The 24,365-nt window shown below is 68.2% G+C and carries 25 protein-coding genes; 16 read left to right on the top strand and 9 right to left on the bottom strand.

Annotated features, from left to right (window positions below; genetic code table 11):
• Positions 1 to 43 precede the first annotated feature (43 nt).
• From ACTRWB_RS32005 to ACTRWB_RS31980, 6 genes are all read left to right on the top strand, one after another.
• On the top strand, positions 44 to 1,840 hold the full coding sequence (locus ACTRWB_RS32005; protein ID WP_446904216.1) for a sodium:solute symporter family transporter: 1,797 nt from the start codon (positions 44 to 46) through the stop codon (positions 1,838 to 1,840).
• Between the two features lie 71 nt (positions 1,841 to 1,911).
• Positions 1,912 to 3,066: an oligogalacturonate lyase family protein gene (locus ACTRWB_RS32000; protein ID WP_446904215.1), complete on the top strand. Its 1,155-nt coding sequence runs from the start codon at positions 1,912 to 1,914 to the stop codon at positions 3,064 to 3,066.
• A 36-nt stretch (positions 3,067 to 3,102) separates the two neighbouring features.
• Positions 3,103 to 3,477, top strand: a complete 375-nt coding sequence (locus ACTRWB_RS31995; protein WP_446904214.1) for a hypothetical protein — start codon at positions 3,103 to 3,105, stop codon at positions 3,475 to 3,477.
• Positions 3,477 to 4,418 carry an SMP-30/gluconolactonase/LRE family protein gene (locus tag ACTRWB_RS31990; protein ID WP_446904256.1) on the top strand — a complete coding sequence of 314 codons (942 nt, stop codon included), beginning with the start codon at positions 3,477 to 3,479 and terminating at the stop codon, positions 4,416 to 4,418. The genes ACTRWB_RS31995 and ACTRWB_RS31990 overlap by 1 nt, the downstream gene beginning before the upstream one ends.
• Positions 4,419 to 4,456: 38 nt before the next feature.
• Positions 4,457 to 5,350: a 2-hydroxy-3-oxopropionate reductase gene (locus tag ACTRWB_RS31985; protein ID WP_129515340.1), complete on the top strand. Its 894-nt coding sequence runs from the start codon at positions 4,457 to 4,459 to the stop codon at positions 5,348 to 5,350.
• A gap of 55 nt (positions 5,351 to 5,405) precedes the next feature.
• On the top strand, positions 5,406 to 6,206 hold the full coding sequence (locus ACTRWB_RS31980) for an HpcH/HpaI aldolase family protein (RefSeq protein WP_446904213.1): 801 nt from the start codon (positions 5,406 to 5,408) through the stop codon (positions 6,204 to 6,206).
• 72 nt (positions 6,207 to 6,278) lie between these two features.
• On the opposite strand, the gene ACTRWB_RS31975 is transcribed toward ACTRWB_RS31980, so the two are convergent.
• Positions 6,279 to 7,151 (bottom strand): LysR family transcriptional regulator, encoded by an 873-nt coding sequence (locus tag ACTRWB_RS31975; protein WP_446904212.1) that lies wholly within the window; start codon positions 7,149 to 7,151, stop codon positions 6,279 to 6,281.
• Between the two features lie 145 nt (positions 7,152 to 7,296).
• Here ACTRWB_RS31975 and ACTRWB_RS31970 point away from each other — a divergent pair, with 145 nt between their 5' ends.
• Positions 7,297 to 8,757, top strand: a complete 1,461-nt coding sequence (locus ACTRWB_RS31970) for an MFS transporter (RefSeq protein ID WP_446904211.1) — start codon at positions 7,297 to 7,299, stop codon at positions 8,755 to 8,757.
• A gap of 77 nt (positions 8,758 to 8,834) precedes the next feature.
• On the opposite strand, the gene ACTRWB_RS31965 is transcribed toward ACTRWB_RS31970, so the two are convergent.
• Positions 8,835 to 9,032: an oxidoreductase-like domain-containing protein gene (locus ACTRWB_RS31965; RefSeq protein ID WP_129515344.1), complete on the bottom strand. Its 198-nt coding sequence runs from the start codon at positions 9,030 to 9,032 to the stop codon at positions 8,835 to 8,837.
• 12 nt (positions 9,033 to 9,044) lie between these two features.
• Here ACTRWB_RS31965 and ACTRWB_RS31960 point away from each other — a divergent pair, with 12 nt between their 5' ends.
• Together ACTRWB_RS31960 and ACTRWB_RS31955 are read left to right on the top strand one after the other, a co-directional pair.
• Positions 9,045 to 9,302: a hypothetical protein gene (locus ACTRWB_RS31960; RefSeq protein WP_446904210.1), complete on the top strand. Its 258-nt coding sequence runs from the start codon at positions 9,045 to 9,047 to the stop codon at positions 9,300 to 9,302.
• A complete protein-coding gene (locus ACTRWB_RS31955; protein WP_193100143.1) occupies positions 9,287 to 9,709 on the top strand; it encodes a RidA family protein in 423 nt (140 codons plus the stop codon). Before ACTRWB_RS31960 ends, ACTRWB_RS31955 begins: the two co-directional genes overlap by 16 nt.
• Before the next feature lie 75 nt (positions 9,710 to 9,784).
• Here ACTRWB_RS31955 and creD read toward each other — a convergent pair whose 3' ends face one another.
• The 5 genes from creD to ACTRWB_RS31930 all read right to left on the bottom strand — a co-directional run bounded on the left by creD (position 9,785) and on the right by ACTRWB_RS31930 (position 15,260).
• Positions 9,785 to 11,176 carry a cell envelope integrity protein CreD gene (gene creD / locus ACTRWB_RS31950; protein WP_446904209.1) on the bottom strand — a complete coding sequence of 464 codons (1,392 nt, stop codon included), beginning with the start codon at positions 11,174 to 11,176 and terminating at the stop codon, positions 9,785 to 9,787.
• Between the two features lie 103 nt (positions 11,177 to 11,279).
• On the bottom strand, positions 11,280 to 12,731 hold the full coding sequence (gene creC / locus ACTRWB_RS31945; protein ID WP_446904208.1) for a two-component system sensor histidine kinase CreC: 1,452 nt from the start codon (positions 12,729 to 12,731) through the stop codon (positions 11,280 to 11,282).
• Positions 12,732 to 12,745: 14 nt separating this feature from the next.
• The gene (creB, locus tag ACTRWB_RS31940; protein ID WP_343493934.1) at positions 12,746 to 13,453 is read right to left on the bottom strand and encodes a two-component system response regulator CreB; all 708 of its coding nucleotides are present in this window, start codon (positions 13,451 to 13,453) and stop codon (positions 12,746 to 12,748) included.
• A gap of 79 nt (positions 13,454 to 13,532) precedes the next feature.
• Positions 13,533 to 14,246, bottom strand: coding sequence for an SDR family NAD(P)-dependent oxidoreductase (locus ACTRWB_RS31935; protein WP_446904207.1), 714 nt, complete (start codon positions 14,244 to 14,246; stop codon positions 13,533 to 13,535).
• Between the two features lie 105 nt (positions 14,247 to 14,351).
• Complete coding sequence (locus ACTRWB_RS31930) at positions 14,352 to 15,260, bottom strand: sterol desaturase family protein (protein ID WP_446904206.1); 909 nt, start codon at positions 15,258 to 15,260, stop codon at positions 14,352 to 14,354.
• Between the two features lie 739 nt (positions 15,261 to 15,999).
• Between ACTRWB_RS31930 and ACTRWB_RS31925 the strand changes: the two genes are divergently transcribed.
• The 6 genes from ACTRWB_RS31925 to ACTRWB_RS31900 all read left to right on the top strand — a co-directional run bounded on the left by ACTRWB_RS31925 (position 16,000) and on the right by ACTRWB_RS31900 (position 21,527).
• On the top strand, positions 16,000 to 17,094 hold the full coding sequence (locus tag ACTRWB_RS31925) for a hypothetical protein (RefSeq protein WP_446904205.1): 1,095 nt from the start codon (positions 16,000 to 16,002) through the stop codon (positions 17,092 to 17,094).
• Between the two features lie 107 nt (positions 17,095 to 17,201).
• Positions 17,202 to 17,507: a hypothetical protein gene (locus ACTRWB_RS31920; RefSeq protein ID WP_080970799.1), complete on the top strand. Its 306-nt coding sequence runs from the start codon at positions 17,202 to 17,204 to the stop codon at positions 17,505 to 17,507.
• Between the two features lie 47 nt (positions 17,508 to 17,554).
• On the top strand, positions 17,555 to 18,268 hold the full coding sequence (locus tag ACTRWB_RS31915) for a response regulator (protein WP_446904204.1): 714 nt from the start codon (positions 17,555 to 17,557) through the stop codon (positions 18,266 to 18,268).
• Positions 18,268 to 19,614 (top strand): ATP-binding protein, encoded by a 1,347-nt coding sequence (locus tag ACTRWB_RS31910; protein ID WP_446904203.1) that lies wholly within the window; start codon positions 18,268 to 18,270, stop codon positions 19,612 to 19,614. The genes ACTRWB_RS31915 and ACTRWB_RS31910 overlap by 1 nt, the downstream gene beginning before the upstream one ends.
• Before the next feature lie 266 nt (positions 19,615 to 19,880).
• A complete protein-coding gene (locus tag ACTRWB_RS31905; RefSeq protein WP_446904202.1) occupies positions 19,881 to 20,648 on the top strand; it encodes a DUF4410 domain-containing protein in 768 nt (255 codons plus the stop codon).
• A 156-nt stretch (positions 20,649 to 20,804) separates the two neighbouring features.
• Entirely contained in the window at positions 20,805 to 21,527 is a 723-nt protein-coding gene (locus tag ACTRWB_RS31900; protein ID WP_446904201.1) for a dihydrodipicolinate reductase, read from the top strand.
• Between the two features lie 103 nt (positions 21,528 to 21,630).
• On the opposite strand, the gene ACTRWB_RS31895 is transcribed toward ACTRWB_RS31900, so the two are convergent.
• Together ACTRWB_RS31895 and ACTRWB_RS31890 are read right to left on the bottom strand one after the other, a co-directional pair.
• A complete protein-coding gene (locus ACTRWB_RS31895) occupies positions 21,631 to 22,440 on the bottom strand; it encodes an SDR family oxidoreductase (RefSeq protein WP_446904200.1) in 810 nt (269 codons plus the stop codon).
• On the bottom strand, positions 22,437 to 23,270 hold the full coding sequence (locus ACTRWB_RS31890; RefSeq protein WP_446904255.1) for a molybdenum cofactor biosynthesis F family protein: 834 nt from the start codon (positions 23,268 to 23,270) through the stop codon (positions 22,437 to 22,439). The genes ACTRWB_RS31895 and ACTRWB_RS31890 overlap by 4 nt, the downstream gene beginning before the upstream one ends.
• Before the next feature lie 170 nt (positions 23,271 to 23,440).
• On the opposite strand from ACTRWB_RS31890, the gene ACTRWB_RS31885 reads away from it, so the two are divergent.
• The gene (locus ACTRWB_RS31885) at positions 23,441 to 24,235 is read left to right on the top strand and encodes an AraC family transcriptional regulator (protein WP_446904199.1); all 795 of its coding nucleotides are present in this window, start codon (positions 23,441 to 23,443) and stop codon (positions 24,233 to 24,235) included.
• Positions 24,236 to 24,365 lie beyond the last annotated feature (130 nt).

The raw sequence follows: 24,365 nt of genomic DNA, 5'->3' as shown, positions 1-24,365 counted from the left end.
CTCCCTATTTACTTCCGGCATCAGCTCTCGCGGAACCCGAAGCATGGACATCAACATACTCGTCGTAATCGCCTACATCGGCTTTCTGATTGCCATCACCCTGTCGTTCCGTTCGTTCAACAAGAACACGAGCGACTATTTCAGCGGCGGCGGCAAGGTGCTCTGGTGGATGGTCGGCGCCACCGCGTTCATGACGCAGTTCTCCGCGTGGACCTTCACCGGCGCGGCGTCGAAGGCGTTCAACGACGGCTTCGCGATCGTCGTGCTGTATCTCGCGAACGCGGTCGGCTATCTGGCGAACTACCTGTATTTCGCACCCCGCTTCCGGCAGATGCGCGTCGTCACCGCGACCGAAGCGCTGCGCTCGCGCTTCGGCCGCACGAGCGAACAGAGCTTCGTCTGGATCAGCATGCTCGACGGGCTGCTGTCGGCCGGACAGTGGCTCAACGGCCTCGCGATCATCACGGGCGCCGTGTTTCACCTGCCGGTCGGCACGGTCATCGTTGCGACCGGGCTCGTCGTGATCGCGATGGCGCTCGCCGGTGGCGCATGGGTGATGGTCGCATCGGACTATCTGCAGATGCTGATCGTGATGGCCGTCACGTTCACGTGTGCGATCGTCGCGCTCGGCAACGCAGGCGGCATCGCGCCGATCGTAAGCAGTTTTCACGATTCGTTCTGGATCGGCCACGGCTACGCCTATGCCGGCCTCTTCGCACTATGGGTCGTGATGATCGTCGTGAAGCAGATCTTCATGATGAACAACGGCCTCAACTCGTATCGCTACATCTGCGCGAAAGACAGCCAGCACGCACGCAAGGGCGCCCTGCTCACCTGCGTGCTCAGCATCGTCGGGCCGCTCATCTGGTTCGTGCCCGCGTGGTTCATGCATTACAGGATGCCTGATTTCGCCGGCGATTTCGGCATGCTCGGCCACGATGCGCGCGAAGCCGTGTTCGTTGCATTCGTGTCGAAATTCATGCCGGCCGGCATGCTTGGCTTGTTGATGGCCGCCATGTTCGCGGCGTCGATGTCCGCGATGGATGCCGGCATCAACCGCAACGCCGGCTTCTTCGTGCGCAACTTCTATCGCACCGTGCTGCGTCCGCAAGCGACCGAAAAGGAACTGATGGTCGCGTCGAAGTTCGCGTCGCTGGTCTTCGGGCTACTCGTCGTCGGTGTCGGCATCGTGATCAATTCGGTGCACGGCATGACGCTGTTCGACATTCTCGTCACGCTGAGCGCAATGGTCACCTTCCCGCTTGCCGTGCCGGCGATGCTCGGCTTCGTCGTGCGCAAGACGCCGGACTGGTCGGGCTGGGCAACGCTGCTGGTCGGCCTGGTGGTCTCATACGTATTCGGGATGCTGATCGGCCAGACGACGATCGAGTCGTGGTTCGGCCTGAAGCTGAGCGGCCGCGAATGGGCAGACCTGCGCGTTTCGATCGTGCTGCTCTCACACGTCGTGATCACCGGCGGCTTCTTCGTGTCGACGTGCCTGTTCTATTCCGAAGCCGATCAAAAGCGTGCGGCCGAACGGGTCGAACTGTTCCAGCGCTGGGACACGCCCGTCGAATCGGATGACCTCGACGAAGCTGACGATGCCCGCGAATATCGCCAACGCGGCCTGCTCGGCCGGCTCGTGTGCCTCGCCGCGCTCGGCATCATGGCGCTCTCGCTGCTGCCGAATGCCCTGCATAGCCGCTTCGTGTTCCTGATCTGCGGCGCGATCCTGCTCGTGCCCGGCGCGTGGCTGTTCCATTCGGCCGGCACACGCTCCGCCCTCCGCACGCAACGCGCGGCCGACAACCCAGACTCGATCACGCAATCGCGCACCTGACCACCCATCCGATCCACCCGACGCGACGGCACGGCGTGCGCACCGCGTCGTCACCGCCGCAAGGACAAATCATGAGCAAAGGCCAGACCCTGCATCTCGTCTACGACGAATACGCCGACCCGCAAACCGGCATGACGGTGACGCGCCTCACGCCACCCGACGTGACATGCCACCGCAACTATTTCTATCAGAAGTGCTTCAGCAACGACGGCACGCGACTGCTGTTCGGCGGCGGCTTCGACGGCCACTGGAACTACTACCTGCTCGATCTGCCGACCGGTGTCGCGACGCAACTGACCGAAGGCCCGGGCGACAACACGTTCGGCGGCTTCCTGTCGCCCGACGATCGCCACCTGTATTACGTCAAGGGCGATCGCCGCATGATGCGACTCGATCTCGAGACGCTCGACGAATCGATCGTCTACGAGGTGCCGGACGACTACGTCGGCTACGGCACCTGGGTCGCGAACTCGGCTTGCGACAAGGTCGTCGGCATCGAGATCGCAGCGAGCGACTACGAGCCGCTCACCGACTGGCACAAGTTCAAGGCGTTTTATTATCGCCGCCCCCGTTGCCGGCTGTTGAGCATCGACCTGCGCGACGGCGCCCGGACCGTCGTCCACGAGGTGAACCAGTGGCTCGGTCATCCGATCTACCGTCCGTTCGACGACAACACGGTGGCGTTCTGTCATGAGGGGCCGCATGACGTCGTCGAAACCCGGATGTGGCTCGTCGACGAGGACGGTTCCAATCTGCGCAAAGTACACGAGCATGCCGACGGCGAAAGCTGCACGCACGAATTCTGGGTGCCCGACGGCAGCCGCATGCTCTATGTGTCGTACCGTCGCGGCGACGCGAGACGCTACATTCGCGGCTTCAATCCGAAAGACGGCACGGACACCGAGCTGATGCAGATGCCGCCCTGCTCGCACCTGATGAGCAACTTCGACGGCTCGCTGCTCGTCGGCGACGGCTGCGGCACGCCCGTCGACGTGAACGACGTCGGCGCGCACGAAATCGACAACGACCCTTACCTCTACCTGTTCGAGCCGACGACCGGAACGACGAAGCGCATCGCCGCGCACCACACGTCGTGGGCCGTGCTGGATGGCAACCGGCAGGTCACGCATCCGCATCCATCCTTTACCCCGGACAGCCGCCGCGTGCTGTTCACGTCCGATCGCGACGGCAAGCCTGCGCTCTATCTCGCCGACGTTCCGCGCTGAGCGCGACGTTGCCTCTCCGATCAATCAGGAAACCGAATGAACCCAGCGACCAACACGGCCTCCCTGCCCTTTCACCGCATCCTGCTGACCGGCGCGGGCGGCAACCTGGGCCGCCAGATCCGCGCGCAATTGCACCGGCGGGTCCGGATCGTACGCGTGACCGACATCGTCGACCCCGGCGAGCCGGCTGCCGGTGAGGCAGTCGTCCATGCAAGCTCGAACCACGTCACGGGCCTCTACCCCGTCACGCAGGTCGTCGAACCCGAGATGCCTGCACGCCCGGCCGACAGCTCGATTCCGTTCGAACGCGATGTTCCGGCGGGTGCGCCCGACGTCGAGCCGGCCGATCCCGCGCAGGTCTGCCAGGGTGGCCCGTTCGTGCCGAGCGGCCCGATGGAGGATCCGCGATGATGCCGCCGATCGAGCGACTGTCCGTCGAATTCGTGGAGGGTGGCGGCGCCTACGTCGCCACCGTCGGCGAAAGCCCCGTCTGGCACGCGGAGGAAGCCGCGCTCTATTGGGTCGACATTCCGGCGCGGACGATCCTGCGCGTCGATCCGGCAACGGGCGTACGACACCGGTGGACCGTTCCCGAGCAGATCGGCTGCATCGCGCCGGCCGGCCCTGGACGCCTGATCGCCGGCCTCGAAAGCGGAATCTTCGAAATCGAATTCGATATCTCGGCCCCGGATCCGGTCGTCGGCCGCACCGTCGCCCGGCGAGTCGCGGCGCCCGACTTCGCACGCTCCGGGATGCGCTTCAACGACGGACGCTGCGACCGGCAAGGGCGCTTCTGGGCCGGCACGATGGTGCAGGACATGGCCGCCGCGATTCCGGCCGGCGGGTTGTACCGGTATGAGGCGGCCAACGGGCTGCGCGGCCCGTTCGTCGATGGACTCGTCGTACAGAACGGGCTCGCGTGGTCGCCCGACGGACGGACGATGTACCTGTCCGACTCGCATGCGTCGCGCCGCGTGATCTGGGCGTTCGACTACGACATCGACGACGGTTGCCCGGCCCGCAAGCGCCTGTTCGCCGACCTCCACGACCATGCAGGCCGCCCCGACGGCGCCGCCGTCGACGAAGACGGCGGCTACTGGACCTGCGCGAACGATGCGGGGCTGCTGCTGCGCTTCACGCCTGGTGGCCAGCTCGACCGCCGGATCGCGCTGCCGTTCGCCAAACCCGCAATGTGCGCGTTCGGCGGCCCTGCCCTCGATACGTTGTTCGTCACGTCGATCCGGCTCCCCGGGTGCATGCCCGATGCGCCCAACGGCCGGCTGGTCGCGTTGCGCCCCGGCGTGCGCGGGCTTCCCGAACCGCGGTTCGACCTTCCGGGCGCGGTTCGCTGAACGGTCAGCCCCCCCACTTTCACCGAAAAGGAACAGTCATGAGCAAGATCGGATTCATCGGCCTCGGCATCATGGGCGCCCCAATGGCGGCCAACCTCATCGGCAGCGGTCACACGCTGTTTCTGCACACGCACGGGACCGTTCCCGCGGAACTCGTCGACGCGGGCGGCAAGGTGCGCGCGAGTGCCGCGGACGTCGCGCGCGAAGCCGATGTCGTGATCGTGATGGTGCCCGACACGCCGAACGTCGAGGCGGTGCTGTTCGGTGCCGATGGCGTCGCGCATGGTCTGAGCGAAGGCAAGCTCGTGATCGACATGAGCTCGATTTCACCGCTGGCGACCAAGGAATTCGCCGCACGCATCCGCGCGCTCGGCTGCGAGTATCTCGACGCACCGGTGTCCGGCGGCGAAGTCGGTGCGCGCAACGCGACCTTGTCGATCATGGTCGGCGGCAGCGAACACGCGTTCGCGCGTGCGAAGCCGCTGTTCGAGCGGATGGGCAGGAACGTCACGCTCGTCGGCGGCAATGGCGACGGCCAGACCGCGAAGGTTGCCAACCAGATCATCGTCGCGCTGAACATCGAAGCGGTCGCCGAAGCGCTGCTGTTCGCGGCGAAGGCCGGCGCGGATCCGGCCAGGGTTCGCGACGCGCTGATGGGAGGCTTCGCGTCGTCGCGCGTGCTTGAGGTACACGGCGAACGCATGGTCAAGCGCACCTTCGCGCCGGGATTCAGGATCGCGCTGCATCAGAAGGACCTCGGCCTCGCGCTGTCGAATGCGCGGCAGCTCGGCGTGAGCTTGCCGAACACCGCAACGACGCAGGAACTCTTCAATGTCTGCGTTGCGCACGGCGGCGGCGCGTGGGATCACTCGGCGCTCGTCCGGGCGCTCGAAGTGATGGCCGGCGGCGATCCGATCGCCGGAACCGACTGACAGGCAACGAACGCCGACCATGTGGCCGGCGTCCCCTTTATCGGAGCAACGGACCATGCGTGAAAACCGGATCCGCCAGATCTGGCGTCAAGGCGGCTCAGTCATCAACGGCTGGCTGGCCATTCCGAGCGCGTTTTCTGCCGAGGCGATGGCACATCAGGGCTGGGATGCACTGACCGTCGACCTGCAGCACGGCGTGATCGACTATCAGACCGCGGTCGCCATGTTCGCGGCTATCTCCACTACGGATACCGTGCCGATGGCCCGCGCACCGTGGAATGACCCTGGCATTCTGATGAAGGTGCTTGATGCCGGCGCGTACGGTGTCATCTGCCCGATGGTCAACACCGCCGACGAAGCACGACGACTGGTCGCGGCAACGCGCTATCCGCCGCTCGGCCAGCGCAGTCTTGGACCGATCCGCGCCCAGTTCTATGCCGGCGCGGATTATCCGACGCACGCGAACGACACCGTCGTCGTGCTCGCACAAATAGAAACTGCCGAAGCACTCGGCAATCTCGACGCGATCCTCGCCGTCGACGGACTCGACGGTGTGTACGTCGGCCCGGCCGACCTGTCGCTGTCGCTCGGCTGCCGGCCGACATTCGATGATGTCGACCCGCCAGTCGTCGAGGCCATCGCGCGGATCCGTACGGCTGCGCACGCTGCCGGCAAAGCCGTCTGCATCCATAACGGCAGTGCCGACTTCGCGACGCAGCGGATCCGTCAGGGTTTCGACCTCGTTACCATCAGTTCGGACGTGCGACTGATCGCAGCCGGCGCACAGGCAATCGTCCGCGATATCCGTCAGCGGGATCGCCCGCCAACCGGCCACGACACAGCGCAAACCTACTAAACCGGCGTGCGCGACGTGGATGCCGGGTTCCCCCTTCCGTCGCCCCCCGTTGCCGCATGCGGCCTTTGCCGCTCACATCAGCAGTTGCCGCGACAGCACCTCGCGCGCCTGCGTGACCGACTCGCGCTCGCCCGGCATCGGCGGCGTCAGCGAAAACACCGCGTCGGGCAGCGGTGGCAGCCGGTATTTCGCGCCGAGCCGCATCAGGCCGTCGCCGATCGCCGATGCGCACAGGCAGCCGACGCCGAGCCCCGCCGCGAGCATCGACTGCAGCCCAGCGACACCCGACGCGCTGTGCACGAGCACGTACGGCGTGTGCTGCTCGTCGAGCGAGCGCACCGCGACCTGATGCATCATGCAGTCGTCCGGCAACAGCACCAGCGGCAGCGGCTCGGGCAACTGCTCGGCGAGCACCGGCGACGTGACCCACGACAGCGGCTCGCGCCGCAACACCCAGCGCGTATCGGCCGATGCCGGCCGGAACGGCCCGCTCGACATGTTCATCACGACGCCGAGATCGATCTGCCCCCGTGCGTGCGCCGCTTCGATATCCACGCTCTTCATCGCGCTCACGTGCAGGCTCAGCTGCGGATAACACTCCCGCAGCCGCGCCAGCATGCCCGCGACTTCATTCGTGCGGTAGTAATCGGTGATCGCGACGCGCAGTTCGCCCTTGATCGCCTGCCCGCGCAACTCGTCGAACGCGGCCTCGTTCAGCGCGACGATGCGCCGTGCATGCTGCAGCAGCCGCGTGCCGGCCGGCGTCGGCTCGACGCCGCGCTTGCTGCGCACGAACAGCGGCACGCCGGCGCGCGATTCGAGCTTGCGCACCTGCTCGCTGACCGTCGACTGCGACAGGTGCAGCAGCGGCGCCGCAGCCGTCAGGCTGCCGGCGTCCGCGACCGCCGCGAAAGTACGCAACTGGTCCAGGTCGAAACCGCGCATCACCGTTCTCCATCCATCGATTAACCCGATGGATGCTACCACTCTTTCCCGCTTTTCCGAATCATGAGCTGCCACCAGAATACGGGGTCAATGGCCTGCCTGCGCCACTCACGCATACGGCCCTCATTTTTCGGACCCTGCTTCCATGACCAACCCTACCCTTGCCCCCTGCGCGCCGGCCGGCGCGGCCGCCGCGGCGACACCGCGCAGCCATCACGGCTGGGCGCTCGTGGTCCTGCTGGTCGGCGCCATTCTGCCGCCGCTCGACTACTTCATCGTGAATCTCGCGCTGCCGGCCATCCGCGACGGCATCGGCGCGCGCCCGGCCGAGCTGCAGCTCGTCGTGTCGGCCTATGCGTGCGCGAACGCGGTCGTGCAGATCACGGGCGGCCGTCTCGGCGACCTGTACGGCCGCAAGCGCATGTTCATGCTCGGCATGGCCGGCTTCGTGCTCGCGTCGACGCTGTGCGGGCTCGCCAACAGCGGCACCGTCCTTGTCGGCGGCCGCGTGCTGCAAGGCCTGTTCGCCGCGATCCTCGCGCCTCAGGTGCTCGCGACGATCCGCAGCGTGTTCAGCCCGCAGGAACAGGTGCGCGTGATGGGCTTCTACGGGTTCGCGTTCGGCCTCGCGGCCGTGATCGGACAGCTCGGCGGCGGCGCGCTGATCAGCCTGCATCCGTTCGGGCTCGGCTGGCGCGCGATCTTCCTCGTCAATCTGCCGATCGGCATCCTGGCGCTGATCGGCAGCTGGCGCTTCATCCCGGAAAACCGGCCGCCGGCCGGCCAGCGTATCGACGTGCCGGGCATGGTGCTGATGTCGCTGTTCCTGCTGATGCTGGTGTACCCGCTCACGCACGGCCGCGAAGCCGGCTGGCCGCTGTGGATGGTCGCGTGCCTCGTCGGCGCGTTGCCGATGCTCGGCGCGCTGCTGGCGGTCGAAGCGAGACGGCTCGCCAGTGGCCGCGATCCGCTGCTCGACGTGCGTCTATTCCGCAACCCGGTCGTCGCGCTCGGGCTGATGCTCGCGTTCCTGTTCTACATGCTGAGCGCGTTCTTCCTGAGCTACGGGATCTATCTGCAGGGCTGCCTGAACTGGTCGCCGCTCGCGGCCGGGTTCGCGATCCTGCCGCTCGGCCTCGGCTTCCTCGCGAGCCCGCTGCTGATGCCTCGCCTCGTCGGCCGGTTCGGCGGGTATCGCGTGCTGACGCTCGGCTACGTGATGCTGGCGGCCGGCGTCGCGACCGCCGCCGTGCTCGCCCGCGAAAGCGCGCCCGGGCCCGGCTTCTACGCAGGCATCGCGGCGATCGGTATCGGGCAAGGGCTCGTGCTGCCATCGGTCGTGCGGATCGTGCTCGCGGAAGTCGACGCGGCGCGCGCGGGCGTCGCGTCGGGGATGGTCAGCGCGATGCTGCAGATCGGCGCGGCCGTCGGCGCCGCGACGATCGGCGGCGTGTTCTTCGCGCGGCTCGGCGTGCATCCGGCCGCGGTCGATTACGTGCAGGGGTTCAGGACGTCGATGTTCGTGCTGACGGTCGTATTGGTTGCGTGCATCGCGCTGTCGACAGCGCTCGGACCGCTGCATCGGCGACTGCATGCGGGTGCGTGACACGGGGCGGAAATCGCACCACTAGCCAAGCCCCCAGCGCAGAAGCGGTGCATACGCGCCGCTTGCCAGAATCCGGCTCAGCGGTGATGCGGGTGTTTCGCGTGGCGCGCTTCCCACTCGGCCAGTTCGATCCGATAACGCGCGAGCGCGTCGTCGTAAAGATCGAAGACGCACGGCGAGCAGCCGCTGTTGCAGCAGTCTTCCAGTTCAGGCTGTTGAGGCGGGGTCGGACGCGGATCGTCCTCGGACGGATCGGTGGGGGCAGGCGTGGGCACGGCGAAAATCGAATGACGAAGAACGTCCAGTATAAGGGGATGCCGCCGGGCCTGCCCGCGGCATCGCCCAACCGGCGCTGCGTTACATCCCCGGTATCGTCACCTGGTCATGGCGAATCCGCACGTCGTGCATCGATGCGCCATCATGCGTTCATCGATAATGGCGCGATTGTCGACGACGCGCTCGCGTTGCACGCCGGGTCGCCGCCATTCGTGCAGCCGCGTCTTTCCCATCGACCGACAGGAGTTGCGTCATGGCTGAAGCAGTGAATCCGCCGGAAGTCTGGGCGCCGTTCGGCGCGTTCTCGATGGCCGTGATCCAGGGCGACGGCCGGATCGTGCACCTGAAGGGACAAGTGGCGCTCGATCGAGACGGTCAGGTGGTCGGCGCCGGCGACATGCGCATTCAGGTGCGGCAGACACTCGACAACATCCGCGACGTGCTGGCCGCGATGGGCGGGCAGATGCGGGATGTGATCTCGCTCGTCCACTACGCGACCGACATCGACGCGTTCATGCAGGCCGGCGACATCCGCAAGACATACTTCGCCGAGCCCTATCCGGTGACGACGACCGTTCAGGTCGAGCGTCTCTATCATCCGGAGCTGCTGATCGAGATCACGGCCGTCGCCGAAATTCCGCTGGCGCGGTTTCGGCGGCCTGCACCGCACGCGTGAATCGGCGGTCGGCCCCGGCGGCACGCGGGCCGGCCGGGGTATTCCCGGCCGGCCGCTTGCACGAGACCCGTGTGCTTACTTCGCCGGCTCGGCCGGCTTCACGACACCCGCACCTGACTTGTCGGCGAGCGGCTGCCAGGCGGCGCCGAGCGAATACCAGTCGACGCGGCGCGTGAGCGTCATGATGCCGGCGAGGATCGCGAACAACAGCAGCGAACCGAGCATCAGCGCGTTGTCCTCCGACAGCAGCAACCCGTAGAGCGCCGCATACAGCAACGCAAGCAGCGCCGCGAACGTCGCGCCGCGCTTCACGCTTTGCAGCACGAACGACAGGTAGAAACCGAGCAGCCCGATGCACGCGCCGCTCGCCGCGAGATACGCATAACCGAACGCGATGTGCTCGGACAGGCTCAGCAGCAGCAGGAAGAACAGCGCGAGCGACAGGCCGACCAGCGTGTACTGGATCGGGTGAATGCGCAGCCGCTTCACGAGCTCGTACATGAAGAAGCTCGCGAACGTGAGCATCACGAACAGCGCGCCGTACTTCGTCGCGCGTTCAGCTTGCAGATAGACGTTCACGGGTTCGATCACCGACACCGAAGCCATCTCGATTGCGCCTTGCCCGTCGCCGGTCGCGACCTGCTCGCGCGCCTTCGTGTTGAACGACGTCACGTGCCAGTTGCTGGTGAAACCGCGCGCGTCGATCGTGCGCTCGCCCGGCAGGAACGCGCCGCCGAAGCTCGGATGCGGCCACGTCGACGTCAGCGAGAAATCGTTCTGGTCGGCCACCGGCGCGAACGCGACGGATTCCGCGCCCGCCAGCGGCAGGTCGATGCTGAACGGCACGACCGCCGCCGCGTTTGCGTCCGCCAGCGCCGCGAGATCGAGATTCGCGTGCACGCCCTGGCGCAGGCTGTCCAGCCGCGTGCCCTGCTCCACGTCGAACCGCTTGCCACCGATGCGCAGGTCGGGCTGGGATTTCAGCCCGCGGATATCGCCGATGCCGATCGCGACATACGTGCTGTCGACCGCGAAGCTCACGTGGCCGTCGGCCTGCGGCAGCTTCTTCAGGTCAGGCAGCGCCAGCGTGCCCGTCAGCCGGCTGTCCAGCCCGTACACGAGTGCCTTGTGGATGCCGCGATAGCGCGTCTCGACCTTGAGCGTGCCGTCGACCTTCAGCGTCTTCGGAAACACGAGCAGGCGTTTCGTCTCGCTTCTCAGGCTCGTCTTCGTCGCGCCGCCGGCCGGCGTCTCGTCACGCACGCGCGTGACTTCAGTGTAGCGCACGACGAGCACCGGCCCCGTCACCGTCTGCGGCCCGGCGTAGCTGGCCCAGATGCTCTGCAGCGCACTCTCGCGATACGCGGCGCGTTCCTGCACGATGCTTTGGACCATGTGCAGCGGGATCAGGATCAGCAGCGCGAGAAACGCGGTGATCACGGACTTGAACAACAGGACTCGATTCATTGCTGACGGGTACCGGAGTGGAAGATGCGGTCAGCATGAGCAGGCCCGGTGAACAGCGATTGAAGCCGGCGTGAAGCGAATGTGTGGCGAGCGTGAAGCGCGCTCAGCCCGCCGACGGCAGTGTGAGCGTCGCGCACGCGCCGCCTTCGTCGCGGTTCGCGAGCGCGACCTGGCCGCGGTGCAGCGTCGCCACCTCACGGACGAAACACAGCCCGAGGCCCGTGCTGCGATCCTGCCCGTCGGGGCGCGGCAGCGAGTAGAAGCGTTCGAACACGCGCGACAGCGCGTAGTCGGGCACGCCGGGGCCGTCATCGGTCACGCGCACCACCGCGACCTGTGCCCTGCCCGCCGGCTGTCGTTCGAGCCCGATCCGGATCGTGCTGCCCTGCGGCGCGAAATCCAGCGCGTTGTCGAGCAGGTTGCCGAGCGCCTGGCGCAGCAGGAACGGATCGCCTTCGACGACCGACGGATCCGCGGTGCCGTTCGTATCGATCCGCAGGCTCACGCCACGCTGGCGGGCGCGCGGCTCGATATCGTCGACGAGTTGCTCGAGCACCGGCAGCAGCGCCACCGGCTCGTGCACCGACAGGCGCTGCTTCTGCTCGACTTCGGCCAGCGCGAGCAGCTTGCGGATCATCTGCTCGAGGCGACCAGCCTGGCGGCGGATATTCTCGGTGAAGCGCCGGCGGTTCGCGACCGGCATGTCTTCCTGCAGCAGTTCGGCCGCACCGCTGATCGCGGCCAGCGGGCTCTTCATCTCGTGCGTGAGCGTGTGGATGTAGGTTTCGACGTACTGCCGGTCCTCCAGCCGCCGGTGCATGCTTTCGACCGCGCGCCCGAGTTCGGCCAGCTCGCTCGCGCCCTGCAGCGGCATCGCCGCGCGCTCGCCGGCCGCGATCGCGCGCGCATAGCGCTGCAGGCGCCGCAGCCCGAGCACCAGCCACCACGTGCACGCGGCACCGATCAGGATCGCGCCGCCCATCAGCAACGCGCCGTACAGCATGATCTTGCGCTGGCTGCGCGCGATGAACGGCGCGACGGTATGGTTCGGCTTCGCGATCGTCAGCACACCGATGATCTCGTTCCCGCGCCGGATCGGCGCGGCGACGTGCATCACGGTGCTGCTTTCGTCGTTCGGATCGGCACGCGTGCTGCGCGCGCCGTATTCGCCGCGCAGCGTCCGGTACACGTCGTTCCAGCGCGAATAGTCCTGCCCCACCGCGCCACCGTCCGAGTCGTAACGCACGATGCCGTGCGCGTCGGTGATGTAGATGCGGTAGCTGATCGTGTTCTTGTGCATGCCCCACACGTTCGCGCTGACCGGGCTCGCGTGCAGTTTTTCGAGCTGCCGCGCGAAGGCGCCGTCGGCGATATGCCCGTTCGCCATGTCGTCGGCGGCCAGCGTCGCCAGCACCTGCGCGGTGTCGACGAGCGTGTCCTCCATCGCCTCGCGCACGCCGGGCTTCACTTCCTGCACGAACACGCGCAGCGTGATCAGCGCGGCAAGACCGACGATCAGGAAAAAGCCGAAGAAGATGCGCAGGCCGATATGCATGGCGGTGCCGGTCGTTACGGTTGCAGCGAATAACCCATTCCGCGATGCGTGCGGATCGGGTCGCGCTCGGGATCGATCGCGCGCAGTTTCGCGCGCAGCGTCTTGATATGCGTGTCGACCGTGCGGTCGGCCGAATCGAGCGCCTCGTGCCACACGAGGTCCATCAGCTGTTCGCGCGAATAGATGCGCCCCGGGTGCCGGACCAGCAGCGCCAGCAGCCCGAATTCGTAGCGCGTGAGGTCCAGCGCATGGCCGAGCCACGACACGCGCGCGCCGTCGACGTCGAGCACGAAACCCGGGGCGACGGGCGCGCTTGCCGCGGCCGGCGCAGGCATCGGTTCCGGCGCGGCCGTCCGGTAGAAACGCCGCAGGATCACGCGGACCCGCGCGGCCAGCTCGCGCGGCGAAAACGGCTTGACCACGTAATCGTCGGCGCCGATTTCGAGCCCGACGATCCGGTCGATTTCGTCGTGCCGCGCGGTGAGGAAGATCACCGGCACATCGGTGAAGGTGCGCAGCCGCCGGCACACTTCGAAGCCACTGAGATCCGGCAGGCCGACGTCCAGCACGACCAGGTCGAAGCGCGTGTCGCGCAGATGATCGAGCGCCGCCTGCCCGAGCGTGCAGTGGACGGTCTGCATGCCGTCCGTGCCGAGGGCATAGACGATCGTGTCCGCGATCGCCATTTCATCTTCGACGATCAGGATATTGGGCTGATTCATGGTGTCAGGCTGGGCTCGCGCGTTTCCGGTGCGACATTGTACGCACGGCCGGACCGCGTGCGAGCCGGGACGCGACGCGCTACGCCACGCGGCCGTTCACCGGAATCGACGCGCCAGTGATCGCCTGCGCGTCGGCCGACAGCAGGAACCCGATCGTCGCCGCGATCTGTTCCGGCCGCACCCAGCGCGTGAAATCCGCGTCGGGCATGTCTGCGCGGTTCGGCGGCGTATCGATGATGCTCGGCAGGATCGCGTTCACCGTCACGCCGCGGTCGAGCAGTTCGGCCGCCAGTGCCTCGGTAAGCCGCGCGACGCCGGCCTTCGCGGCCGCGTATGCGCCCATGCCCGCGCCGGCCTTGAACGCCGCGCCCGCGCCGATGTTGACGATGCGGCCGGCCGGGCTCGCGAACAGATGCGGCAGCGCGGCCTTCGACGCATTCAGCGCGGTCTTCACGTTCAGTTCGTACATGCGGTCCCACGTGGCGGCGTCGCCGTCGGCGATCGTCTGCCACACGAATGCGCCGGCGATGTTCAGCAGCGCGTCGACCCGGCCGAATTCGCGCTGTACGGTGTCGAGCGCCCGCGCGGCGGCCTGCGGATCGACGAGATCGATGCCGCCGATGCGCAGCGCGTCGGCCGGCACGCCGGGCAGCACCTGCTCGGCCGACACCGCGCCGCGGCCGATCAGCGCGACGCGTGCGCCGCGCTCGGCCAGCCATGCGGCCGTCGCGACGCCCAGATGGCCGAATCCGCCGGTAATCGCGACGGCCTTGCCTTTCAGGTCATGTTCCATCGATGTTCTCTCCTGGATCGAGGGTGGCTTGATGATGCGTGAGGATATGTGATGTCGGCCGCGGCACGGGCACGTGTGGCCGGCGTGCCGACAGCGTAGCGCCGTTCACGCATCCGTGCGCACGGCGACGAGGCTGCGGCGGCGCAGCTCCTCCGTCGTTTCGCCCTGGTTGCCCGGACGCCAGCCCGGCGGCAGCATCACGTAACGGATCGCGGTCCACACGTCGCGGGCCGTCGCGACGTCGCGGGCCAGGCTCGCCCAGTGCTCGAGTTCGACGACGAACGGATTGCGCGAGCGGGTCGGCGTGACGAGGCCGTAGCGGCACGGCTCGTCGGCGCGTTCGGCGACATAGGTGCCGAACAGCCGGTCGAACACGATCAGCACGCCACCGTAGTTCGCATCGAGATAGTCGAGGTTCGATGCATGGTGCACGCGATGCGCGGACGGCGTGTTGAACACGTATTCGAGCCAGCCGAGCTTCGGCATCCACGTGTTGTGCAGCCAGAACTGGTACATCAGGTTGAACGACAGGATCGCGAGCACGGCTTCCGGACGCACGCCGAGCCAGACGAGCGGCGTGAAGAACATCGCGGCACCGGCGATCTTGCCGGTCCAGCCGAGACGGAACGCGGACGACAGCGTCAACTGGTTCGGCGAATGGTGCACCGCATGGGTCGACCAGAAGAAGCGCACGCGGTGCGACGCGCGGTGATACCAGTAGTAGCAGAACTCCTGGCCGACGAACACGAGCAGCGCGAGCGCGACGCTGTGGAGCGGGATCGTGAAGAGCCGGTGCGCCCACGCAAAATCGAAGACCGGCGTCGCGAGCGACAGCGGCACCAGCGCGAGCAGCTTGCGGCCCGCGAGATCGGCCAGCGACAGCCAGACCTCGTTCCAGTCGAACAGTTCGGGCTGGCGGCTGCGGCGCCAGGTGAGCACGGCCGCCTCGACGAGCGAGACGGCGATGATGAAAAGTGTGACGAAGTAGGCGAGCTTGCCGGTGGTCGTGAGCATGATGGGTCGTTCCTGCGGTTGAAGTCGGACGCGTCATGTGCGGCACGTGCCGCCGTCGCGTCGAATGAAGCGCACTGTAGTGGGCACGGAACGGAAAAACCACGCGGGAAATGTGTCGCCGTATGTCGCGGTGAAGCACGTTCGTGCGACGGACGGCTGTCGCGGGCGCTTGCGGACTGGCGGTTCGCCAGTTGATGGCCCGGCGTGAACATGTCGCGCGTGAAATATGTCGCCGTATGTCGTGCCGTAGCCCGCCGACCGCGTGCGCGCCGGGTGCCGACGGATGCGGATGCGCGACACACGAACACTGCGGTTTCCGAGCGCCGGGCCAATCGTCGGACGGTACGTGGCTGCGACTGCATGTCGAGGTGGCGCGTGCTCCGGTTCTACGTGCAGCACTATCCGCGTTCGATATACATGGCTCAACGCAGCGCATGCATGTTTCAGTCGGCAAATATGTCGCCGCATGTCACGGCGACACCGGTTCGGACTGCGCAGGACGCGCGTCGATCGATACCGTTGCTTGCCCACCTCACGCGACTGCATCGCCGTCGGCCTTGCGTGGTGCGGCACGCCGACGATCGGCACGGCCGATGCACGCATTCGTCGTACCGAAAACACGCCCGTCACGTGTAACACCGCGACATCTTTTATGACGCGACTGGCGCGCGTCGCCGTCCTAAAGTTCGTCCCGTCGCCACGCCACCGCGTACACCGAAACGAACCGCAAGGACACCCGATGAAAACCCGCTTCCTTCTCACCGCCGCCGCACTCGTCACGCTCGCCAGCGCGCCGGCCTTCGCCGGCTGGTCCGGCCACGGCACGGCCTACACGCCGCGCGGCACCTACAACGGCGCGCACGCCGGCTCATGCGGCGGTGGCAGCTGCTCGCATGCGGGCGGCGTGATCGGCCCCGGCGGCGGCCTCGCGACCAATACCGGCACCGTCACGCGCACCGCACCCGGCCAGTTCTCGAACAGCGGCACGGCCGTCGGCCCGAACGGGCGTTCGGTCGAGCACAGCGGCGACACGAGCTGCGCGAGCGGCACCTGCTCGCATACCGGTTCGCTGACGGGCTCGGACGGCCACAGCGCGTCGACGTCGGGCAGCGTGACGCGCAACGGCCCGGGCCAGTACTCGTCGAGCGGCACGATCACGGGATCGGGCGGCAACACGGCCAGCCACTCCGCGTCGACGAATTGCGCAGGCTCGACCTGCTCGCGCTCGGGCACCGTGACGGGCACGGACGGCGGGACCGTCACGCATTCGGGCAGCGCGACGCGCGTGGCGCCGGGCGTCGTGACGACGTCGGGCGGCTCGACGATCGTGCACGGCGGCACGGTCTCGACCGGCGGCACGACGGTGATCCACGGCAGCACGGCGGCAGGCGGCACGGTTGTCGTGGCGGGGGGAACGGTGCCAGTGCCAGTGCCAGTTCCTGTACCCGTCGCACCGCCCCCGTCGGCCGCAGTCGTCGTGACGGCACCGCCGGCTACCGCCGCGGTCGCTATCGCGGCGCCTGCGCCGGCGCCGGTACCGGCTGCTGTCGTGGTCGCGGCACCGCCGCCCGCGCCGACCGCCGTCGTCGTCACGCCGCCGCCGAAGGTCGTGCATGTTGCACCGCCGAAAGCCGTCGTGATCGCGCCCGCCCCCGCACCGCGCATCGTGTACGTCGCACCGCCGCCGCCGAAGGTCCTGTACCTCGCGCCGCCGCTGCCGCGTTCCGTGTACGTCGCGCCGCGCGCCGTGTATGTCGCTCACCCGCCGCGTGCCGTCGTCTGGGTACCCGCTCATTGGGCCGGCCGCATCTGGGTGCCCGCTCACTGGGCGTAACCCGGCACCGGCTGCATCGATTCATCGACCCGTTTCGTTTTCCATCCGTTTCAGTTTCATCAACCACCCGGCCGGCGCAGACCGTCGGCCACGCAAGGAGAAACCCCATGAAGTCCATCAAGAAGATGATTGCCGTCGTCGTTTTGTGTATCGTCTCAGCAGCAGCGTCGGCCCAGCAGGTGCCGCCGGGCGCGGCGAACGGCGGTGCACGCGTCGAACATGCGCTGATGCAGTTGCAGACCCGCTTCGCCAGCGCGAACACGACGCACGACGGCAAGCTCACCCGCGAGCAGGCCGCGGCGGGCATGCCGATGGTTGCGCAGCATTTCGACGAGATCGATGCGCAGCGCAACGGCTACGTCACGCTCGCGCAGATCGCCAGCTTCATGCGCCAGCGCATGGCGGCCCGCTGAACCCGGACGATCAGTCCGGCCACGCGGCACGCACCGGGAGGCAGCCGATGGAACAGTCCTGCAGGATCGTCGTGCTAGACGACGAAGCCGAGCTGCGCAACATGCTGCAGCGCTTCCTGACCGGCCACGGCTTCCAGGTCCGCGCGGTCGCCGATGGCAAGCGGCTCGACCGCCTGCTGCAGCGCGAACCGTACGACCTGCTGGTGCTCGATCTGATGATGGAGCCCGAGGACGGGCTGAGCGTGTGCCGGCGCCTGCGCGCGGAAGGCCACACGATGCCGATCCTGATGCTCACCGCGAAAGGCGACGCGGCCGACAAGGTCGTCGGCCTCGAAACGGGCGCCGACGATTACCTGGCGAAGCCGTTTCTCCCCGACGAACTGGTTGCCCGCGTCCGCGCGCTGCTGCGGCGGCAGAAGATGGCGGCCGGCGAGCCGACGGTGACGTCGCAGCAGTTGCGCTTCGGCGCGTTCACGTTCGACGTCGGCCAGCAGACGCTGATGCGCGACGGCGTGCCTGTCGAAATCCATTCCGCGCAGATGCTGTTGCTGCACGCGCTCGGCTCGTCCCCGAACCGCGCGGTGAGCCGCGAGAACCTGCTCGCTCGTGCGCGCGGCCGCGACCACGCCGCACTCGACCGCAGCGTCGACGTGCAGATCCTGCGGCTGCGCCAGATCGTCGAGGACGATCCCGGCAAGCCGCGCTTCATCAAGACGGTCTGGGGCATCGGCTACATGCTGGTGGCCGGCGTCGAGCCGTGATGCGATTCCCGCTGCCGCGCTCGCTGCTCGCGCGCAACATCGCGCTGCTGGTCGCGCTCGTCGCGTTGTCGCTCGTCTGTTCGCTCGTCGTGCTGCTGCACTACGTGCAACGCCCGCGCATCGAGCGCGCATCGATCATCTTCTCCGACTACGTGCAATTGCTCGACCGCACGCTCGCCGGCCTACCGGCCGACACGGGCCGCACGATGGTCGTGCAGCTCGGCGGCCAGGCCTCGCCGCCGCCCGCCGCGCCGCCGCATGCGCCGAGCCTGGCGGCCTTCTTCCGTACCTGGCAGCGCGACGTGTTCATGCAGGCGCTCGAACGCCACCTACCGCCCGACCTCCCGGCGCGCTGGCAATCGGGCGACGACGAACGCCTGTGGATCCGGCTGCATGCGGCCGGCTCGCCGGTCTGGGTGCCGCTGCCGATGGCCGCCGACGCGCAGGCGAGCGGCATCACGACGGCGCTCGTGCTGTCGGTCGGGCTGGCGTTGCTGGCGGCGCTGACCGGCTACCTGATCCAGCTTCACCTGAACCGGCCGCTCGATGCGCTGGCACGCGCGGCGCAGCGCGTCAGCGCGGGCGAGCGCCCGCCGCCGCTGCCCACCGACGGCCCGACCGAGATCGCCGACGTGAGCCGCGCGTTCAACCGGATGGCCGATGCGCTGCAACAGGCGGAAACGACCCGCTCGCTGATGCTGGCTGGCGTGTCGCACGACATTCGCACGCCGCTCACCAAGCTGCGCCTTGCGCTCGCGATGGCGTTGCCGCGCGGCACGCACGACGCGCTCACCGCATCGGCCGAACATTACCTGGACCAGATCGATACGATCCTGCAGCAATTCATGGACTACGCGGGCAGCGGCGAGCGCGAGACACCGCAACCCGGCGACCTGAATGCGCTGATCGGCCAGCTCGTCGCGGACTTCGCGGGGCTCGGTCACGAATTCGAATTCGACGAAGGCCACGTGCCCGCGTTCGCGTTCCGCCCGATCAGCCTGATGCGGCTGCTGATGAACCTGATGCAGAACGCCGTCGTGTACGGCCGCACCGGCCTCGGCGTGCGTACCTGGACCGAACGGGGCATCGCGTACGCGGTGGTCAGCGATCGCGGCAACGGCATCGGCGCCGCGGAACTCGAACGGCTCAAGGCGCCGTTCAGCCGCGGCGCGAACGCGCGCAGCCATCCGGGCGGCACCGGCCTCGGCCTCGCGATCGTCGAGCGGATCGCGCGCCTGCACGGTGGATCGCTGACGTTTCGCGACCGCGAGGGCGGCGGCCTGGAGGCCGTCGTCGCGCTGCCGCTCGATTCGTCCGGGCCGGCGCGGCCTTCGCTGTCGGCTTGAAGGTCTGGGGAGCCCGGGAGCCTGAGGGCTTGAGGGCCCGGCTGCTTGACCGCCCGACTGCTCGATGGCCGTGCGCGCCGGCCCGTGACATGCGCCGACATAATTCCTGCGTGGCGTGTCACGCCCGACCTCCGCATACTTGCGCCTGCGTGTTGCGCAACGGCATGAACCCTCTCCCCGCCAGCGTCCACGCCCCGCTTCCGATCGTTCGCGTTCCTGAATGCTGCGACAGTATCGGCAACTTCATCCAGGCCACGGAGATCGACATGTTCCCTTCCCTTCACGCACTGACCGCCCACGCCAAACGTCTGACCAGTGCCGCGCTGATCGCCGGCGCGCTCGCGATGACCGGCTGCGCATCGACCGCGACAACGGCGACGAACGCCGCGCCCGCGGCCCGCACGCTGCCGCAGGTTCATGCGGATGTCGTCTATGTGTCCCCGTTCGATGTGGACACGACCGACGTCAAGGTCGACGGCGGGATGATCAGCAAGCTCGCGACCCTCGCGAAGGGCTCGTCCGCCGACGCGCAGCGCCAGCAGAGCGCGCTGAAGACCCGCGAGCAACTCGCCGACGCGCTCGTGCGCGAACTCCGGTCGCAAGGCATTCCCGCGCTGCGCGGCCCGGTGCCCGACGGCCGTGACGCGCTGGTGGTCGAAGGCCGGTTCGAAACGATCGACGCCGGCAACCGCCGCCGCCGCATCCTGATCGGGCTCGGCGCGGGCAAAAGCGAAGTGGGCGCGTCGGTCACCGTGCTGTTCCAGCCGGCCCACGGCGCACTGCAGCCGCTCGACACGTTCTCCGTCAGCGCGAACAGCGGCCACCTGCCCGGCATGGTCGAAACCGCCGGGGTCGGCGCGGCGGCCGGCCGCCTCGCGACGTCGGCGGCGGTCGGCGCCGGCCTGCACGGCGCGTCGGAAGCCAAACACGACACGGTGGCGTCCGATACGGACCGCCTTGCGCGCTCGATTGCGAAGCAACTCGCCACGCAGAACACGGCGAACGCGTGGCTGCCGACGGTGTCGGCGAGCTGACGCGCCGCGGCTCCGCACGCGCGGCCCGGCAGGCGCGCTTGCGGGCGGCCGGGCATAATGCGCGAGGCTGGCCCGGCGCGCGCCACGGCCATGCAGGGCTACCCGACGGCCCGCGCCGTTCCCGTGTCGAATCCTGAACTTCAACCCGTCAATCTCATGCAAGTACTCGTCGTAGGAACCGGCAAGCTGGCCAACGAGCTGCTCGGCTCGCACCGGCTCGATCCGGCAACCTGTCGCGTGATGCCGTGGTCGGATCACGCGCGAAGCGATGCGCGACGTAGTGACGCCCAGCGTAGCGACGCCCGACGTAGTGACGCCCAATCGATCGTCGTGCATGCCGGTTCCGGCCGCGAACTCGCCGACGCGATCGCGTTCTGCCAGTCCACCGCGTCGCCGCTCGTCGAACTGTCCACCGGCTCCGACCTCGAAACCGGATCGCACGACTTCCCGATCGTGCTCTGTCCGAACACGAACATCCTGATGCTCAAGTTCATGAGCATGCTGGAAACCAGCGGCCACCTGTTTCGCGACTGCGAGATCAGCCTGTCGGAGTCGCATCAGGCAGGCAAGACGTCCGTCCCCGGCACGGCCGTCGGGATCGGCCAATCGCTCGGCGTACGGCCGAAGGACATCCGCTCCGTGCGCGACCCGGATGTGCAGCGCAACGAATTCGCGATCCCCGACGATCAGCTCGGCCGCCATGCGGTTCACCGGATCCGCATCGACGACGGCGCGTGCAGCCTGCAGTTCGAATCGCGCGTGTACGGCGCGACGCCCTACGCGGATGGCGTATCGCGGATCGTCGAAGCCGTCGGGCAGCACGATCTCGAGCCCCGCCGCTATTCGATCGTCGAGTTCATCCGCAACGGCTGGCTGTAGTCGCGACGATGCGCTGTGCGGCCGACGATAGCGCCGCAGCAAGCAGCTTGCCGGCCGTGACCTCGTCGCGGCCGGCGTTCTCGCAGTTCTCGCCGGTTCTCCGTTACCCGTCTCCCAACACCGCCCCGCTCTCCGGCAAGGTCGCGCCACCGTCGACGACGATCGTCTGTCCGGTGATGTACGCGGCGTCCGCCGAGGCGAGAAACAGCATCGCGTTCGCGATGTCCTCCGGCTCGCCCATCCGCGCAAGCGGAATGTCGCGCGCGATCTGCGCCGCGACCGACGCGTCGCCGAGATTGCCGGCCGCCGGCGTGCGGATCATCCCCGGCTCGACGCCGTTGACCGTCACGTTGCGGCGCGCGAGCTCCAGCGCCGCCGCGCGAATGAAGCCGTTCACGCCGGCCTTCGACGCCGCGTAATGCGCGAGCCCCGGATAGACGACACGCGGCCCTGTCACCGACGACGTGACGAGCAGCCGCCCGGCCCCCGCGCGCTCGAATGCCGGCAACGCGGCCTGCGCGAGCCAGAACAGCGCCGACAGGTTGACCGACAGCGTCCGTTCGAGCGTCGGCTCGTCGATTTGCGCGAACGGCGTCAGCGGAAAATACGCGGCATTGTGGACAACCACATCAAGCCGGCCGGCGTCGCGCTCGACCGCCGCGACCAGCGCGCCCAGTTCGTCCCGGCTGGCGGCGTCCACCCGATAGGCGCGTGCCTCGCCGCCCGCGCTGGCGAGCGTGTCGGCCTGCGCGGCGGCCGCCTCGCCGTTCAGGTCGGCGAGCGCGACAAACGCGTCGGATTCCGCGAAACGACGCGCGATCGCCGCGCCGATCCCCTGCGCGGCGCCCGTGACGAGCACGACGCGCCCGCTGAAATCCGCACGCAGGCGGCCGCTGCCCAGCACGGCATTCATCGCTGCGCCTCGCCGCCGAGCGGATGCACGGTTTCGTTCAGCACCTGTGCATGAGCGCCGATCGGGAAATTCGACAGCGTGCCGAAATCGCCGCCCTGGTAACCGAAGATCTTGCCGTCGGTCTTGCGCTGCGCGAGATCGATCAGTACGACGCCGAGCGTCGGCACCACCTTTTCGCGCCACACGAACAGATACAGCTCGTCGGCGATCCTGAAGTAATGGCAGCGGTCGACATCGGCCAACCCGCCTTCGACGCCCTGCAGGCACTGCCACGCGTAGAAGTTCTCGTTCAGGTAGATGTGCTCGTAGCATTCGGTCGGGCTGTAGCGGTACATCGTGCGCTTGCCGATCAGTTCGCGCGTCGGCCCGTGCAGCGGCCCCGGCTGCGCGTGGCCGCCGAGCGTGCCGTGCCGGAACTCCGCGTCGACACCCGTGAGCGGCAGCCCGCGCGCGACTCGCGTGAATGCGTCGATGCGCGTGTCGGCTTCGGTCGGCAGCACGCCGACGACCGACGTCCACACGCCGTTGTCGAAATCGATCACGAGACTCACCGACGTCGCGCGGGCGGCCGAATCGATGTAGTCGACGAAGTACAGCCCGTCGCGCAGCCGCGTCACGCGGCACGGCTCGCGGCCGCCCGTGTCGGTCGCCGCATCGCGCCACTGCAGCGCGCCCGGCTCGAACGTATAGACGCGCCACGCGCCCGACGCGTCGCCGAGCGCCACCGTGCGCCCGGCGAGCGCGTCGACGGGGGCGAGGATGTTCGCTTCCGGCGCGAAGCCGTCCGCAAGCGCGCCAACCTGAATGAATACCGGATCGTGTCGTTCCACCTGCCGTCTCCCGCGCAGCTTCAGGCCCGGCGGGCCGTGTACGCTGCTCATGTGCACATGGTGCGGGCTGCGCGCGCCGCGCGGTATCGGCCAAAAGGATGAAGGGCGCGCCGCGCCGGAACGCGCTAAAGTGCACGTCATCCGCGCCGCAACCGGCGCGAGGAGCGCACATGCACCGTGTCACCCACTACCGACGGACCGGCGAAGGCATCGAGGCGATCAGCCTCGAATCCGACCGCGCGTTTCCGCGCCACGCACACGACGAATTTGGGGTCGGCGTGATCGTGAGCGGCGCGCACCGGTCGTGGAGCGGCCGCGGGCAGGTCGACGCGCTGGCCGGCGACGCGATCATGGTCAACCCGGGCGAGATGCACGACGGCTCGCCGATCGATGCCGGCACGGGCCGGCGCTGGCGGATGCTGTACCTCGCGCCCGCGCTGGTCGCGGGCGTCGCGGCGGAGGAAGGCCTCGACGGCATCGAGCTTGCGCATCCGGCGGTGCGCGACACGCGGCTTGCCGCCGCCGTCGGCCAGCTGCATGCGCGCATCGTCGCAGGAGAAACCCAGCCGCTCGCCCGCGACGAAGCGCTCGTGATGCTGGTCGCCGGGTTGCTCGCCCGGCACGCGAACCGCACGCTGCCGGCGGCCGGCGTCGCGCCGGCGATCCGCGTCGCCCGGGAGCGGCTCGACGCGGCACCGGCCACCTCCGTTTCGCTCGCCGAACTGGCCGGCCTGAGCGGCGTAAGCCGCTTCCAGTTGCTGCGCGGGTTTGCGCGCGAGCTCGGCATCACGCCGCACGCCTACCTGATCCAGTCGCGCACGCGGCTGGCGCGCGCGCTGCTCGCCAGCGGCCTGCCGATCGCGGATGCCGCGGCCGAAGCCGGTTTTGCCGATCAGAGCCACCTGACGCGTGCATTCGCACGCCAGTTCGGGATCACGCCGGGGCGCTTCACGCAGGCCGTTTGACGCTGCCGTCATCCCGGCGTGAGGCCGCCGGGTGCACCGTGTGCGAAGGCGGTTGCCGCATCGACCGCAGCAGCCCCCCATGCCGCCGGTGCGGGCACGCAGCGCACCGCATTCGACACGCTCGCACGTC

The sequence above is a fragment of the Burkholderia sp. YIM B11467 genome (genome assembly GCF_052952715.1).
The sequence above is the reverse complement of the archived record's forward strand: the minus strand, read 5'-3'. Positions and strand labels throughout refer to the sequence as shown.